Origin of the sequence: Enterobacter sp. LM3, assembly GCF_046622475.1 — a bacterium.
Taxonomy (GTDB): Bacteria; Pseudomonadota; Gammaproteobacteria; order Enterobacterales; family Enterobacteriaceae; genus Enterobacter; species Enterobacter cloacae_P.
The window spans coordinates 334,873-350,105 of record NZ_JBJURN010000003.1 but is presented as its reverse complement, the minus strand read 5'-3'; the positions used below and the strand labels follow the sequence as shown (position 1 = coordinate 350,105).

At 54.6% G+C, this 15,233-nt stretch carries 11 protein-coding genes; 5 read left to right on the top strand and 6 right to left on the bottom strand.

The annotated features are described in order from the left end of the window. Both ACJ9N4_RS05775 and tssD read right to left on the bottom strand, forming a co-directional pair. Positions 1-422: DUF2931 family protein (locus ACJ9N4_RS05775; RefSeq protein WP_411500320.1), on the bottom strand; the 422-nt coding region annotated here is incomplete at its 3' end. Continuing rightward, entirely contained in the window at positions 419-2,404 is a 1,986-nt protein-coding gene (gene tssD, locus ACJ9N4_RS05770; protein WP_182918952.1) for a type VI secretion system tube protein TssD, read from the bottom strand. The genes ACJ9N4_RS05775 and tssD, both read right to left, overlap by 4 nt. A 278-nt stretch (positions 2,405-2,682) precedes the next feature. Between tssD and parC the strand changes: the two genes are divergently transcribed. The 3 genes from parC to ftsP all read left to right on the top strand — a co-directional run bounded on the left by parC (position 2,683) and on the right by ftsP (position 7,315). Beyond that, positions 2,683-4,941, top strand: a complete 2,259-nt coding sequence (parC, locus tag ACJ9N4_RS05765; RefSeq protein WP_182272641.1) for a DNA topoisomerase IV subunit A — start codon at positions 2,683-2,685, stop codon at positions 4,939-4,941. A 164-nt stretch (positions 4,942-5,105) separates the two neighbouring features. Next, positions 5,106-5,843: a 1-acylglycerol-3-phosphate O-acyltransferase gene (gene plsC / locus ACJ9N4_RS05760; protein ID WP_182272640.1), complete on the top strand. Its 738-nt coding sequence runs from the start codon at positions 5,106-5,108 to the stop codon at positions 5,841-5,843. 59 nt (positions 5,844-5,902) lie between these two features. Next, entirely contained in the window at positions 5,903-7,315 is a 1,413-nt protein-coding gene (gene ftsP, locus ACJ9N4_RS05755; RefSeq protein WP_182272639.1) for a cell division protein FtsP, read from the top strand. Positions 7,316-7,346: 31 nt separating this feature from the next. Here the strand turns inward: ftsP and ACJ9N4_RS05750 are convergent, their stop codons facing one another. After that, on the bottom strand, positions 7,347-8,822 hold the full coding sequence (locus ACJ9N4_RS05750) for a TrkH family potassium uptake protein (RefSeq protein ID WP_182272638.1): 1,476 nt from the start codon (positions 8,820-8,822) through the stop codon (positions 7,347-7,349). A gap of 111 nt (positions 8,823-8,933) precedes the next feature. Here ACJ9N4_RS05750 and ACJ9N4_RS05745 point away from each other — a divergent pair, with 111 nt between their 5' ends. Continuing rightward, positions 8,934-11,195, top strand: a complete 2,262-nt coding sequence (locus ACJ9N4_RS05745; RefSeq protein WP_182272637.1) for a YgiQ family radical SAM protein — start codon at positions 8,934-8,936, stop codon at positions 11,193-11,195. 32 nt (positions 11,196-11,227) lie between these two features. Here ACJ9N4_RS05745 and dkgA read toward each other — a convergent pair whose 3' ends face one another. Both dkgA and yqhD read right to left on the bottom strand, forming a co-directional pair. Then, on the bottom strand, positions 11,228-12,055 hold the full coding sequence (gene dkgA / locus ACJ9N4_RS05740; protein ID WP_182272636.1) for a 2,5-didehydrogluconate reductase DkgA: 828 nt from the start codon (positions 12,053-12,055) through the stop codon (positions 11,228-11,230). Between the two features lie 106 nt (positions 12,056-12,161). Beyond that, a complete protein-coding gene (gene yqhD / locus ACJ9N4_RS05735; protein ID WP_182272635.1) occupies positions 12,162-13,325 on the bottom strand; it encodes an alcohol dehydrogenase in 1,164 nt (387 codons plus the stop codon). Positions 13,326-13,519: 194 nt separating this feature from the next. Between yqhD and ACJ9N4_RS05730 the strand changes: the two genes are divergently transcribed. Continuing rightward, the gene (locus ACJ9N4_RS05730; RefSeq protein ID WP_182272634.1) at positions 13,520-14,419 is read left to right on the top strand and encodes an AraC family transcriptional regulator; all 900 of its coding nucleotides are present in this window, start codon (positions 13,520-13,522) and stop codon (positions 14,417-14,419) included. A gap of 48 nt (positions 14,420-14,467) precedes the next feature. Here ACJ9N4_RS05730 and yghB read toward each other — a convergent pair whose 3' ends face one another. Beyond that, entirely contained in the window at positions 14,468-15,127 is a 660-nt protein-coding gene (yghB, locus tag ACJ9N4_RS05725; RefSeq protein WP_182272633.1) for a DedA family general envelope maintenance protein YghB, read from the bottom strand. Between the last annotated feature and the right edge of the window lie 106 nt (positions 15,128-15,233).

Sequence of the window (15,233 nt, the reverse complement as noted above, 5' to 3'; positions counted from 1 at the left end):
TCGGCAGGCGTTTTCATTCTTTGCCAGGTTTCCGGCCCGAATACGGCGCGGGTTTCATAGGTTTTTTGATCGGCATAAGAATCCCAGCAGAAGACGATGTATTGCGGCGGTTTTTTGACTTTGTTGAAATTGACGCTGGGGCCACGAATGTCTGAAGCCCAATTGTTGATGGAATCCGGGCTCTGGAACGTTGGATCAAGCATGTAGAAGGTATAAAGATAACCATCCGTATCGATTATCCGCACATGACTGGTATCAGCCATCAAATCTCTGGGGGTGACAAAGGTAAAGCTCCATTCCCCATAGGGAAGCGTCCAGTCGCCGCTGGCGGCCTGCTTTGACTGCAAAGGGTATTTTTTTTGTGGGCTGCAAGCAGCCGTCGTCAGGAGTAGGGCAAGTGCAACTATGTTGTGTATTTTCATCGTTTTTTTCCATCCATATTGTAAATCGTTCTCTTCCAGTTTGTGTCTGGCCTGTTCACAAAGCCGACCGTTTCGGAGGCCGATACGCCACCCTGTAATTCCCCGGTCTGCTTAAGTTCCACTGCGTTCCAGTGTGCAGAGCAGTGGATATAGTTTCTCGCTATTATGTCCACCTCTTCAGGTGTAAAACCGGATGCCGTTGCATGCCGACGAACCGCTTTCCCCATCTCCCGGGCATGTACACAAAACGGTTTTAATTCATCAGGGATGCGATGTTTACTCATCGTCTCTACATCCTTAAACGCTGCACCCGCTTCTGTCGCCGCATCGACCATGACCCGCAAGACCACCTTCGACCAGTCATATCTCACAATGCGATGGCGTAGCGTCAGGGCTGCATAAGTGCGCTTTTGCGGCTGGCTGTAGCGGTCGGCAGGGGCAAAATCGTCTTCCCAGACTTCGGGCGTGATGGTATGAGAATGTGCTATGGGCATGATGGCCGGTGAGTGCTCCAGCCTCTCTAGCTGCGCTATGGCTTGATGGTAGACGCGGGACTGTGCCCAGGGGTGATTGTATGGCAGCGTTTCAACCTGCGGGCGGGTCAGAAAGAGATCCTCGCGAAGCTGCGGCAGATAGCCACCGCCGATATCAGAATGCGCGCCGGGAAGTTCCAGCTCCGGCCAGGCGGGAACGACGCTGTTGAGGGCGAAGTTATAGCGGCATTCATGTCCGGCGGTGATGTGAAACACCTTCTGCGCCACGCCGGGACGCAGAGCGATATTGACGCTGCCTGTATCGGCGCTGTGTGGATCCAGACCGTTCGCTACCGTGCCGACTGCGGCCACGGTGTCCATAATGCCGAGAAAACGGGTATGACCTGCAGGTTTTCCACGATAGCTGTACTCGGCCATTCCTTTCAATATGGCCTTAGTAATTGCCATGTCTTCAGTCTGTACACGATTAGCAAAGTGACGGGCTGCGGCTGCGCCCCGGCTGAAGCCAAAGATATCAAACAGCAGATTCTCGACGACAAACTTCCCTTTCAGCAACGTTAAGGTGGCATCTATCACTTTAGCCAGTTGCTTAACCGCGTCGTCGGTTTTAGCAATAATCCCCGTCTCTGCGGTTCCCAGCCCCAGTCCTATCGGGTCATCGGGTTCACCTGCCCGAGTGCCTATTCCTTCAACATAGACAAAACCCTGAATGTAGCAGCCTTCTGGTGGAAATTTTTGCTCATACAACTCATTCAGCCAGTAGATATTCGTGTAGTACCCCAGATAGCTGCCTGCCCCAATGCCGTTAACCCCCATCTTCTCTGACGCATTTCTGGCAAGAATGCTTTCCGCGTCCAGGTTATCGATATCATAGTGCTGCGCCTGAAGCGTCTCGAGCATGCTTTGCGTGTTTACCGCGTTATTGCCCGTGCCGTCGAAGAACACGCCCAGCACCAGCGTCACCTTACGCTCCGGTGGCTCTGGCGGAAGCCGCATTTTCTGCACTACCGGAAAAAGACGGCCGTAATTTTCCGGCGTCAGCAGGTAGTCAAACTCGGTACCGGCTATCAGATGGCGACACAGGATATAATCGTAATTCACCGAAATATATTCGTAATGTAAATTATCTCCCCTGTATTGCTGATGAATGGACTGCATCGTCGCGCCACGAAGTTCGATAAGATAATATTTCTCCAGTCGCCCATATCTATTTGTTCGGTAAATATCAAACGTCATCTTCAGGCGTTCATTATTATTAATGGCATTGCAAAGTAACGGAGAGCTTTTATCCAGGAGTTTGCAAAAATTCAGCCCATGGTGGTGAATGCCACCCGGCGAGCCGCTTTCCACCTGCGTCAGGCTGAAGACCTGAATTTCGTCTTCACGCCCCAGTTGATAGCGGTTGCCGATGGAGGCTTGCGAACCACAGCCAGCAGAAATTTTTCCCTGAATCTCACCCTCAAGCGTTAAATAAATAAGATGGCTCATCTATTTTCCCTGAATGAGGTTTTTCATCATGGAAAAGCGTAACGATAAGGCCAAATAATTAACCTGCTATTTATCACATTAAGCAGTAAACGCTGCTGATTATTTAAACGTAAAAAGAAACGCTAATAAATTAAATATCGGTAATGCGTATCTGCTATGCACCAGAAAGGGCCGCTTAAGCGGCCCTTTTTCTTTGTGACTCAACACGGCAGATAGGGTAGTATCTGCGGCAATATTGCCTGAAACCCATCGGTTTCTGAGTTGAGGAATCACACGTAATGAGCGATATGGCAGAGCGCCTCGCGCTACATGAATTCACGGAAAACGCCTACCTGAACTACTCCATGTACGTCATCATGGACAGGGCGTTGCCGTTTATCGGTGATGGCCTGAAGCCCGTCCAGCGTCGCATCGTCTATGCGATGTCTGAGCTGGGGCTGAGCGCCAGCGCCAAGTTCAAGAAATCCGCCCGTACCGTCGGTGACGTGCTGGGTAAATACCATCCGCACGGTGATAGCGCTTGCTACGAAGCGATGGTACTGATGGCTCAGCCGTTCTCTTACCGTTACCCGCTGGTCGACGGGCAGGGGAACTGGGGTGCGCCGGATGATCCGAAATCCTTCGCGGCGATGCGTTATACCGAATCCCGTCTGTCTAAATATGCTGAAGTGCTGCTGGGTGAGCTGGGTCAGGGAACCGTCGACTGGGTGCCAAACTTCGACGGTACGATGCAGGAGCCGAAAATGCTGCCTGCGCGTCTGCCGAACATCCTGCTGAACGGGACCACCGGTATTGCGGTTGGTATGGCGACGGACATCCCGCCGCACAACCTGCGTGAAGTGGCGAAAGCCGCCATCACCCTGATTGAACAGCCGAAAACCTCGCTGGATGAGCTGCTGGATATCGTTCAGGGGCCGGACTACCCAACCGAAGCCGAAATCATCACTTCGCGCGCGGAAATCCGCAAAATCTACCAGAACGGTCGTGGCTCCGTGCGTATGCGCGCGGTGTGGACCAAAGAGGACGGTGCGGTGGTGATCACCGCGCTGCCGCATCAGGTTTCCGGTGCGAAAGTGCTGGAGCAAATCGCGGCTCAGATGCGCAATAAAAAGCTGCCGATGGTGGACGACCTGCGCGATGAATCTGACCACGAGAACCCGACCCGTCTGGTGATCGTGCCGCGCTCCAACCGCGTCGACATGGAGCAGGTGATGAACCACCTGTTCGCGACGACCGATCTGGAAAAAAGCTACCGCATCAACCTGAACATGATTGGCCTGGACGGTCGCCCGGCGGTGAAAAACTTGCTGGAGATCCTCAGCGAGTGGCTGACTTTCCGCCGCGATACGGTGCGCCGTCGTCTGAACCATCGTCTGGAAAAAGTGCTTAAGCGCCTGCATATCCTTGAAGGTTTGCTGGTGGCGTTCCTCAATATTGATGAAGTGATCGAGATCATCCGTACCGAGGACGAACCGAAACCCGCGCTGATGTCGCGTTTTGGCATTAGTGAAACCCAGGCCGAAGCGATCCTCGAGCTGAAACTGCGCCATCTCGCCAAACTGGAAGAGATGAAGATCCGCGGTGAGCAGAACGACCTGGAAAAAGAGCGCGATCAGCTGCAGGCGATCCTGGCGTCCGAACGCAAGATGAACAACCTGCTGAAGAAAGAGCTGCAGGCCGATGCCGATGCCTTTGGCGATGACCGTCGTTCTCCGCTGCACGAGCGCGAAGAAGCGAAGGCGATGAACGAGCACGACATGCAGCCGTCAGAGCCGGTGACGATTGTGCTGTCCCAGAGCGGCTGGGTGCGCAGTGCCAAAGGGCATGATATCGACGCGCCTGGGCTGAGCTACAAAGCGGGCGACAGCTTCAAAGCGGCAGTGAAAGGGAAAAGCAACCAGCCGGTGGCATTTATCGATTCCACGGGCCGCAGCTACGCCATTGACCCCATCACGCTGCCTTCCGCGCGTGGACAGGGTGAACCGCTGACCGGCAAGCTGACGCTGCCGCCGGGGGCGACGGTTGACCATATGCTGATGGAAGCCGATGAGCAGAAACTGTTGCTGGCCTCCGACGCGGGTTATGGCTTTATCTGTACCTTTAACGATCTCGTGTCGCGCAACCGTGCCGGTAAGGCGCTGATTAGCCTGCCGGATAACGCGCACGTCATGACGCCGCTGGTGATTGAGAACGAGAGCGACATGCTGCTGGCGATCACCACCGCCGGGCGAATGCTGATGTTCCCGGTCAGCGACCTGCCGGAACTGTCGAAAGGGAAGGGCAACAAGATCATCAATATCCCGTCGGCGGAAGCGGCAAAAGGCGAAGATGGCCTGGCGCACCTCTTTATTCTGCCGCCGCAGAGTACGCTGACCATCCACGTGGGCAAGCGTAAAATCAAACTTCGTCCGGAAGAGTTGCAGAAAGTGGTGGGTGAGCGCGGTCGCCGTGGCTCACTGATGCGCGGCCTGCAGCGCATCGACCGCGTGGAGATTGACTCTCCTGCGCGAAGCCACGCGGGCGACAGCGAAGAGTAATCTGGCTCTGACCCCCTCTTTCCCGGAGGGGGTATTTCAGTAAAATTTCCCGCAAAAACGTTGTTAATTCATGCGTTGCGATTAACAATACGCGCTCGTAATAAAGTCCTTACCTGGCCACAGGTGAAGTATAATTGTCAGCTGTTGGGGCTTCAGAGGTCGCTATGCTATACATTGTTCGTCTTATTCTTACCGTTATCTATTGCATTCTGGTCTGTGTTTTCGGCTGCATTTATTGCCTGTTCAGCCCGCGTAATCCGAAGCATGTCGCCACTTTTGGCCACATGTTTGGCCGTCTTGCACCGTTATTTGGCCTGAAGGTTGAAAAACGTATTCCTGAAGGCGCAGAGCAGTTTGGTAACGCCATCTATATCGCTAACCATCAGAACAACTACGATATGGTGACAGCCGCAAACATCGTTCTGCCACCGACGGTGACCGTGGGGAAAAAGAGCCTGCTGTGGATCCCGTTTTTTGGCCAGCTGTACTGGCTTACCGGTAACCTGCTTATCGACCGCAACAACCGTGCAAAAGCGCACAGCACCATTGCGGAAGTGGTGAATCACTTTAAAAAGCGCAAAATCTCTATCTGGATGTTCCCGGAAGGGACGCGTAGCCGTGGCCGTGGCTTGCTGCCATTCAAAACGGGTGCGTTTCATGCAGCAATTGCGGCAGGCGTTCCAATTATTCCAGTGTGTGTTTCTAATACTTCTAATAAGATTAATCTTAACCGCCTGAATAACGGGCTGGTGATTGTCGAAATGCTGCCGCCGGTGGATACCAGTAAATACGGTAAAGATCAGGTACGCGAGCTGGCAGCACACTGCCGTGAACTGATGGCTCAACATATTGCATTGCTCGACAAAGAAGTCGCAGAGAGAGAAGCCGCCGGTAAGGTATAAACCGGCGTTAAAAGGGAAAACGAATTCCCGCGTTGTTAGTCGTTTCAGATGGAGCTTATATGTCACTCAGTCGGCGTCAGTTTATTCAGGCTTCGGGGATCGCCCTTTGTGCAGGCGCAATACCGCTGACAGCCAACGCCGCCGGGCAGCAACAGCCGCTGCCCATTCCGCCGTTAATTGAATCCCGTCGCGGGCAGCCGCTTTTCCTGACGCTACAGCGCGGCCACTGGTCATTTACTCAGGGAACGCGAGCGTCTGTCTGGGGGATTAACGGGCGCTATCTTGGGCCAACCATTCGCGTGTGGAATGGCGATGACGTTAAGCTGATCTACAGTAACCGTACGTCCGAAAATGTCGCCATGACCATCAGCGGGTTGCAGGTACCAGGGCCGTTGATTGGTGGTGCTGCTCGCATGATGTCGCCAAACGCCGACTGGGCCCCCGTGCTGCCTATTCGTCAGGGCGCGTCCACCCTGTGGTACCACGCCAACACGCCTAACCGCACCGCTCAGCAGGTTTACAACGGCCTGGCCGGGATGTGGCTGGTGGAAGACGACGTCAGCAAATCCCTGCCGCTCCCGAACCACTATGGTGTGGATGACTTCCCGGTCATTATCCAGGACAAACGTCTGGATAACTTCGGTACGCCGGAATACAGTGAGCCGGGCAGCGGTGGCTTTGTCGGCGACACGCTGCTGGTTAACGGCGCGCAAAGCCCGTATGTCGACGTCTCGCGCGGCTGGGTGCGCCTGCGTCTGCTTAACGCCTCTAACTCGCGTCGCTATCAGCTGCAGATGAGCGATGGCCGGGCACTGCACGTGGTTGCAGGTGATCAGGGCTTTTTACCTGCGCCGGTTTCCGTCAAACAGCTTGCGCTCGCGCCAGGTGAACGCCGTGAAATTCTCATTGATATGACCAACGGGGATGAAGTGTCGATCACCTGCGGTGAAGCGGCGAGCATCGTTGACCGTATTCGTGGTTTCTTTGAGCCGTCGAGCATTCTGGTCTCCACGCTGGTGCTGACCCTGCGACCAACGGGCCTGTTGCCACTGGTGACCGATAGCCTGCCAATGCGCTTGCTGCCGCAGGAGATCATGAGCGGTTCGCCGGTACGTAGCCGTGAGATCCACCTGGGTGATGATCCGGGCATTAACGGTGCGTTGTGGGACGTCAAGCGCATTGATATCACCGCACAGCAGGGAACCTGGGAGCGCTGGACGGTACGCTCGGACATGCCGCAGTCGTTCCACATTGAAGGGGTAAGCTTCCTTATTCGCAACGTTAACGGTGCGATGCCCTTCCCGGAAGACCGTGGCTGGAAAGATACCGTCTGGGTGGATGGACAGGTCGAGCTGCTCGTCTACTATGGCCAGCCTTCGTGGCCGCACTTCCCGTTCCTGTTCCACAGCCAGACGCTGGAGATGATGGACAGGGGGTCCGTAGGACAAATGCTGGTGAACCCCGCGCCGTAACCTGTGACATTCCCGGCTTGCCGGGAATGGCTTATGCCCGCCAGAAGAAACGTGAGCAAAGGATCAGTACCGGGTAAATTTCCAGTCGACCCAGAATCATTGCCGCGCACATCAGCAACTTGGCCTCTTCTTTTAGCGTGCCGAACGTCGATGCCGTTTCCCCGAATCCCAGCCCCATATTGTTGATGCAGGCCGCCACGGTTGCAAATGAGGTAAACAGATCGTACCCCATCAGGTTCAGCATCCAGACGAAAAGACCCGTGATCATCACGTAGAGAAAGAAGAAGCTCCACACCGAGCGCAGAACGCGTTCATTCACCACGCTTTTGCCCACTTTGATGCTCAACAATGCTCTGGGATGTGCCAGCTGGTTCAGCTCCTGAACACTCTGTTTGAACATGATGAGGAAGCGCAGGGCTTTGATCCCGCCGCAGGTTGAACCAACGCAGCCGCCAAAAAAGCTGGCACTCAACAACAGGAAGATGGTGTGAGCGGGCCATTTTGCATAATCGGCCGTGGACAGGCCGTTATCCGTCATCATTGAGCTGGCCAGAAAGAAGGCGTGAACCAGGCTATCGGTGGCGTTGTACATCCCCGCATGCCAGACCTGCCAGGCCGTGATCGCGATGATAACCGTAGCGGCAGCCAGAAAGAATTTAACCTCAGGGCTGCGGCGAATCGGTTTGAATGTGCGCCTGGTAATCACGACATACCACAGGGTAAAGTTGAATGCGGAGAGCAGTGAAAACAGGCCAGCGACAACTTCAATCGCATTGCTGTCATAAAAACCGATGCTCTCGCTGCGGGTCGAAAAACCGCCCAGAGAGACGGTTGAAAGCCCGTGACAGAGCGCATCGAAGAAGGGCATGCCTGCCAGCCAGTAGGCCAGCGTACAGGCAATGCCAAGAATGAGATAGGTGACCCACAGCGTACGGGCGGTATCGGCAAGCCTCGGTGTGAGTCGCTCCTCTTTAAACGGGCCTGGCATTTCTGACTGATACAGTTTCATGCCACCGATCCCCAGTAAGGGCAGTACCGCCACGGCCAGAACGATAACCCCTAAGCCACCAATAAAATTAAGCTGCGCGCGGTAGTAAAGATACGATTTCGGCAGGGCACTGACGTCACCAATCACCGTTGCGCCCGTGGTGGTGATACCTGAAACCCCTTCAAAAAGAGCGTCGGCAAACGAGAGATGCAGCCCATCATCCAGCCACATTGGCATGGCGCTGATAAATGAAAACAGGAGCCAGAACAGAACAATAATCACAAAGCCATCGCGGGTGCGCAGCTGTATTCCGGCGTGTCGTGTGGCCCGCCATGCGATGCCGCCGAGAGTGAAGAACGTTAAAAAGGTGCTTAAAAACGTGAAAAAGTTACGCTCTTTGTTTATCAGGGCGATGACCATTGGAGGCAGCATGGAAAGGCTGTAGAGAAGCACCAAAAAACCGCAAAGATGGAGCACCACCCGCAGTTGGGAAACATTTAACGAGTCATTGAACTTCACAAATAAACTCCGTGCCAGAACACATTCCGGTGGCTGGTTACCGGAAGAATATAGTGGATATTATGATCCAAAATTGCCAATGCGCGGTATTTTAACAACTTCCATGATTTTATGTTTTATGTGTGCATCCTTTTCTTCATTTATGGCGGAGTAACAGCGTATAATCCCGCTCCTTTTGTTTATTTTTTCTTCGGAAGCATTATGAGCGCAATTTCCCTGATCCAGCCGGATCGTGACCTCTTCTCCTGGCCCCAGTACTGGGCTGCTTGTTTTGGGCCGGCTCCGTTCCTGCCGATGTCCCGTGAAGAGATGGACCTACTGGGCTGGGATAGCTGCGATATCATTCTGGTCACGGGCGATGCCTACGTCGACCACCCAAGCTTTGGCATGGCGATTTGTGGCCGTATGCTCGAAGCACAGGGCTTCCGTGTCGGGATCATTTCTCAGCCTGACTGGAACAGCAAAGACGACTTTATGCGTCTGGGTAAGCCAAACCTGTTCTTCGGTGTCACCGCTGGCAACATGGACTCGATGATCAACCGTTACACCGCTGATCGTAAGCTGCGCCATGACGACGCCTACACCGCCGATAACGTGGCGGGTAAACGTCCTGACCGTGCCACGCTGGTCTACACTCAGCGCTGTAAAGAAGCCTGGAAAGATGTGCCCGTCATTCTCGGGGGCATTGAGGCGAGCCTGCGCCGTACCGCACACTATGATTACTGGTCTGACACCGTGCGCCGTTCGGTGCTGGTAGATTCCAAAGCCGACATGCTGATCTTTGGCAACGGCGAACGTCCGCTGGTGGAAGTTGCGCACCGTCTGGCGCAGGGTGAGCCTGTAGGCAACATCCGCGACGTGCGTAACACCGCGATTATGGTCAAAGAGGCACTGCCGGGCTGGAGCGGGGTGGATTCCCGCATCATTGATATGCCGGGCAAAATTGACCCGATCCCGCATCCATACGGCGAAGATCTGCCGTGTGCAGATAACAAACCGGTTGAGCCGAAGAAAACCGAAGCGAAAACTATTGTCGTTCAGCCTCCGCGTCCTAAACCGTGGGAAAAAACCTATGTGCTGCTGCCGTCCTTCGAGAAGGTCAAAAGCGACAAGGTACTTTACGCTCATGCCTCCCGTATTCTGCATCACGAAACCAACCCGGGATGCGCACGCGCGCTGATGCAAAAACACGGTGAACGTTATATCTGGGTTAACCCGCCGGCGATCCCACTCTCAACCGAAGAGATGGACAGCGTCTTTGCGCTGCCGTATAAGCGTGTACCCCATCCGGCATACGGTAAAAGCCGTATTCCGGCCTATGAGATGATCCGCTTCTCTATCAATATTATGCGCGGCTGCTTCGGCGGTTGCTCGTTCTGCTCTATTACCGAGCACGAAGGCCGTATTATTCAGAGCCGCTCTGAAGATTCTATCGTCAACGAGATCGAAGCGATTCGCGACACGGTCCCTGGCTTTACCGGCGTGATCTCCGATCTTGGCGGTCCAACCGCCAACATGTACATGCTGCGCTGTAAGTCGCCGCGTGCGGAGCAAACCTGTCGTCGTCTCTCCTGTGTCTATCCGAGCATTTGTGAGCATATGGACACCAACCACGAGCCAACGATCAACCTCTATCGCCGCGCACGTGACCTGAAGGGCATCAAGAAGATCCTGATTGCCTCTGGCGTGCGTTACGATATTGCCGTGGAAGATCCGCGCTACATCAAAGAGCTGGCAACGCACCACGTCGGTGGTTATCTGAAGATTGCCCCGGAGCACACCGAGGAAGGCCCACTGTCCAAAATGATGAAGCCGGGCATGGGGAGTTACGATCGCTTTAAAGAGCTGTTCGATACCTACTCGAAGCAGGCGGGTAAAGAGCAGTATCTGATCCCGTACTTCATCTCTGCGCACCCGGGTACGCGTGATGAAGATATGGTGAACCTGGCGCTGTGGCTGAAACAGCGTCGCTTCCGTCTGGATCAGGTGCAGAACTTCTATCCGTCACCGCTGGCAAACTCGACGACCATGTATTACACCGGCAAGAACCCGCTGAGTAAGATTGGTTACAAGAGTGAAGACGTGGTGGTGCCGAAAGGGGATAAGCAGCGTCGTCTGCATAAAGCGCTGCTGCGTTACCACGATCCGGCTAACTGGCCGATGATCCGCCAGGCACTGGAAGAGATGGGTAAAAAACACCTGATTGGTTCGCGTCGCGACTGTCTGGTGCCAGCTCCGACGCTGGACGAAATGCGCGAAGCGCGCCGTCAGAACCGCAATACGCGTCCGGCGCTGACCAAGCACACGCCGATTGTGCATCAGCGTTCGAACGGCAATTCCAGTGCGAAGAAGCCAGTGAAGCGTAAAGCGTAAAAGAAAAACCCCGGCAAGCCGGGGTTTTCTATTTACCCACCAAACTGATCCGGATCGGGTCCTAGCCGCTTACCCTGATCCAGCTTCGCAATTTCGCCCAGCTCGTCTTTGTCCAGGCGGAAATCCCAGACGTCGAAGTTCTCAGCGATGCGCGCGGGCGTGACCGATTTCGGGATCACCACCAGGCCGTTGTCCAGATGCCAGCGAATGACAATCTGCGCCGGACTTTTGCCGTACTTATCCGCCAGCTCGCGAATAATTTTCTGATCGAAAACGCCTTCGCCACCCTGTGCAAGAGGGCTCCAGGATTCGGTCTGGATCTTGTGGGTCGCATTCCAGGCATGCAACTGACGCTGCTGCATCAGCGGGTGTAGCTCTATCTGGTTGATAACCGGCGCAACACCTGTTTCGTCAATCAGACGTTGCAGGTGGTGGATCTGGAAATTGCAGACGCCGATGCTTTTCACCAGCCCAAGCCGCTGTAGCTCAATCATCCCTTCCCAGGCTTCCACATAATGATCGATGGCCGGAACCGGCCAATGTATGAGGTAGAGATCGATGAAATCGAGCTGAAGCTTATCCAGGCTCTCCTGCAAGGCTTCGCGGGGGCGTTTCTGATCGTCATTCCACAGTTTGGTGGTAATGAAAAGGTCATCGCGGGGCATGCCAGCACTGGCCAGTGCTTTACCCACGCCGTCCTCATTTTTGTACGCGGCGGCGGTATCAATTGACCGATAGCCGACTTCCAGTGCTTTATGAATGGCGGAGACGACCTCGTCGTTACCGGCTTTCCATACGCCGAGCCCCAGTTGGGGCATTACGTTGCCATCCTGAAGCCTGATTACGGTTTGGTTTGCCATTATTCCTCCTTCATTTGCCATCCATCGGGGGGCGAACCCCCGATGGTGTATGTGCATTAAGTCTGGACGAAATGTCAAAAAACGAAAGGCGGGATGACAAAAACGCTTAGCGTGCCGCTTCGTAGATGCGACGGCTCACGTCCAGCGTAATGTCGCCGTGCTCGCCCAGATGAGTCATGCCGTGTTCTTCGAGTTTTGCCAGCAGAGCAGGGATGGAACTGCCATCCAGGCCATAACCGGAGAGGCGCGTTGGGACGCCCAGCGCTTCAAAGAAGTTACGGGTTGCTTCGATAGCAGCATCAATGCGCGCATCGTCAGAACCTTCGGTGATATTCCACACACGCTCAGCGTACTGCAGCAGTTTGGCGCGTTTGGTGTCACGTTTTTCATTCCACAATGCAGGCAGAACCACCGCCAGCGTCTGGGCGTGATCCAGACCGTGCATAGCCGTCAGTTCATGGCCCAGCATATGCGTTGCCCAGTCCTGTGGCACACCTGAACCGATCAGGCCGTTAAGGGCCTGAGTTGCCGCCCACATTACGTTGGCACGCACGTCATAGTTTTCTGGCTCTTTCAGCGCTTTCGGGCCTTCTTCGACCAGCGTCAGCAGAATACCTTCTGCGAAACGATCCTGAATTTTGGCATTTACCGGCCAGGTCACGTACTGCTCAACGGTGTGAACAAAGGCGTCGACCACACCGTTAGCCACCTGGCGTGCAGGCAGGGTATAGGTGTAAACCGGATCCAGAATAGCGAACACTGGCTGAACGTGTTCGTTCATGAAGGCCTGTTTGTCACCCGTGGTTTTACGGGAGATAACCGCACCTTTGTTGGATTCTGAGCCAGTGGCTGGCAGGGTCAGAACAGAGCCCATCGGGATTGCGCTTTTGATGTCGCTGCCGCGGGTTTCGAGGATATGCCACGGGTCGATACCGTCGGCATAATGTGCCGCAGCGGCGATGAATTTCGTCCCGTCCAGAACAGAACCGCCACCAACTGCCAGCAGGAAGGTGATTTTCTCTTCGCGGGCGATTTTTACTGCGTTCATCAGCGTTTCATAAGACGGGTTCGGCTCAATACCACCGAACTCACGGACGTCCAGACCTTGCAGGGCGCTGTACACCTGATCCAGCACACCGGTTTTTTTCACGCTGCCGCCACCGTAGGTGATCAGCACGCGGGCGTCAGCCGGGATCTGCGCACGCAGGTCGGCGATAGCGCCTTTACCAAACAGGATGCGGGTTGGGGTGTGGAGAATAAAGTTGTTCATTGTTCGTTCCCTATAGTGGGTGAAAAACCGTGGTGGCGAGATGGCTACCTGATGCTGCACATTGTGGCTGGCCGGGGCTATCCTCTCAATGCACATTCCTGCCGATGTCTTGCCCATTTCTACAGAGCACTGGAGAAAATGGGGAAAACTGCGCACACTGTCAGGGTCGGAAACCGTACCCGGAGTAACTCAACATGAACCGTGAAGCGATCTGTCTTCAGCTAACTTCTCAGATTAAGAGGCTGATAGATAAAGAAAAGATGCCAGATAATCTGCTGCCAGATATTCGCCTGCTCTACGGGACGAAGCCCGGGACACGCACGCCGGTGATGTACCAGCCGGGCATCGTTTTTCTCTTTTCGGGCCATAAAATTGGCTATATCAATGAGCGTGTATTCCGTTATGACACCAACGAATACCTGCTGCTGACAGTACCTTTACCCTTTGAATGTGAAACTTTCGCGACAGAGGCGGTTCCACTGGCGGGTATTCGCGTTAATGTTGATATTCTCCAGCTGCAGGAACTGCTGATGGAGATTGGCGAAGATGAGCTTTTCCAGCCATCGATGGCGGCGAGCGGGATTAACTCGGCAACGTTATCGGAAGAGATCCTCTGCGCCATTGAGCGTCTGCTGGACGTGATGGACAGGCCGCTGGATGCCCGCATTCTTGGCAAGCAGATCGTTCGCGAAATTCTCTACCATGTACTGCTGGGGCCGGGGGGCGGTGCGTTACTGGCGCTGGTGAGCCGCCAGACGCATTTCAGCCTGATCAGCCGCGTCCTCAAGCGCATTGAAAGCCAGTACACGGAAAACCTGAGCGTTGACCAGCTGGCGGCAGAGGCCAACATGAGCGTTTCGGCGTTTCACCATAATTTTAAATCAGTGACCAGCACCTCGCCGCTGCAATATCTCAAAACCTACCGGCTGCATAAGGCACGCATGCTGATGATCCACGATGGCATGAAGGCCAGTGCCGCGGCAATGCGGGTGGGCTATGAAAGTGCGTCGCAGTTTAGTCGGGAGTTTAAGCGCTACTTCGGCGTTACGCCGGGGGAAGATGCCACGCGCATCAGAACCATACAGGGGGCTTAAGGGGAGAGTGTAGGCCGGGTAAGTGCAGCACCCCCCGGCTTTTTTACATCAGGCGCTGCAGTATTTCTTCTTAATCACCACAATCAGCGTTCCGACCAGCCCTGCAACCAGCAGGAACATCGGCAGAATCATCAGGAAGGTCATGACCTGGTCTTCATGATGTTTCACAAACGGGATCATATTCAGCGCGAAGCCGAGTGAGGTCACGACGCCAACCCACAGCAGGGCGCTCAGCCAGTTGAAGAACTGGAAGCGGCGATTAGACAGGCCGGAGATGCCCGCCATTGTTGGCAGTAGGGTGCGAACAAATGCCAGAAAACGCCCGACCAGCAGTGCCAGCAGGCCATGCCGGTCAAACATGCAGGTCGCACGTTGATGATATTTATGTGGCAACTGCGCCAGCCAGCTTTTCACGACGCGCGTGTTTCCGAGCCAACGGCCCTGCAAATAGCTCAGCCAGCAGCCCAGACTGGCTGCAGAGGTAAGGATCACCATCGTCGACGTGAAGTCCATGACACCTTTACCGATTAACGCTCCGGCGAGCAAAAGCAGGCTATCGCCGGGTAAAAACGAGGCTGGCAGCAATCCATTTTCCAGGAACAGGGTCGCAAACATCACGAAATAGACGATACCTATGACGTGAGGGTCTGCCAGCGCGGCAAAATCGTGTTGCCAGAGCGCTGCGATAATATCTTGAATAACAGCCATGGACTTTCCTGTGGGACAGCAGATATGACGTGATTGTACTCCCAATTATACTCGCTGGGTTTGATCGTGGGCGCAACTCATGCAGACTTTTCTGCTTGCAGTGTCC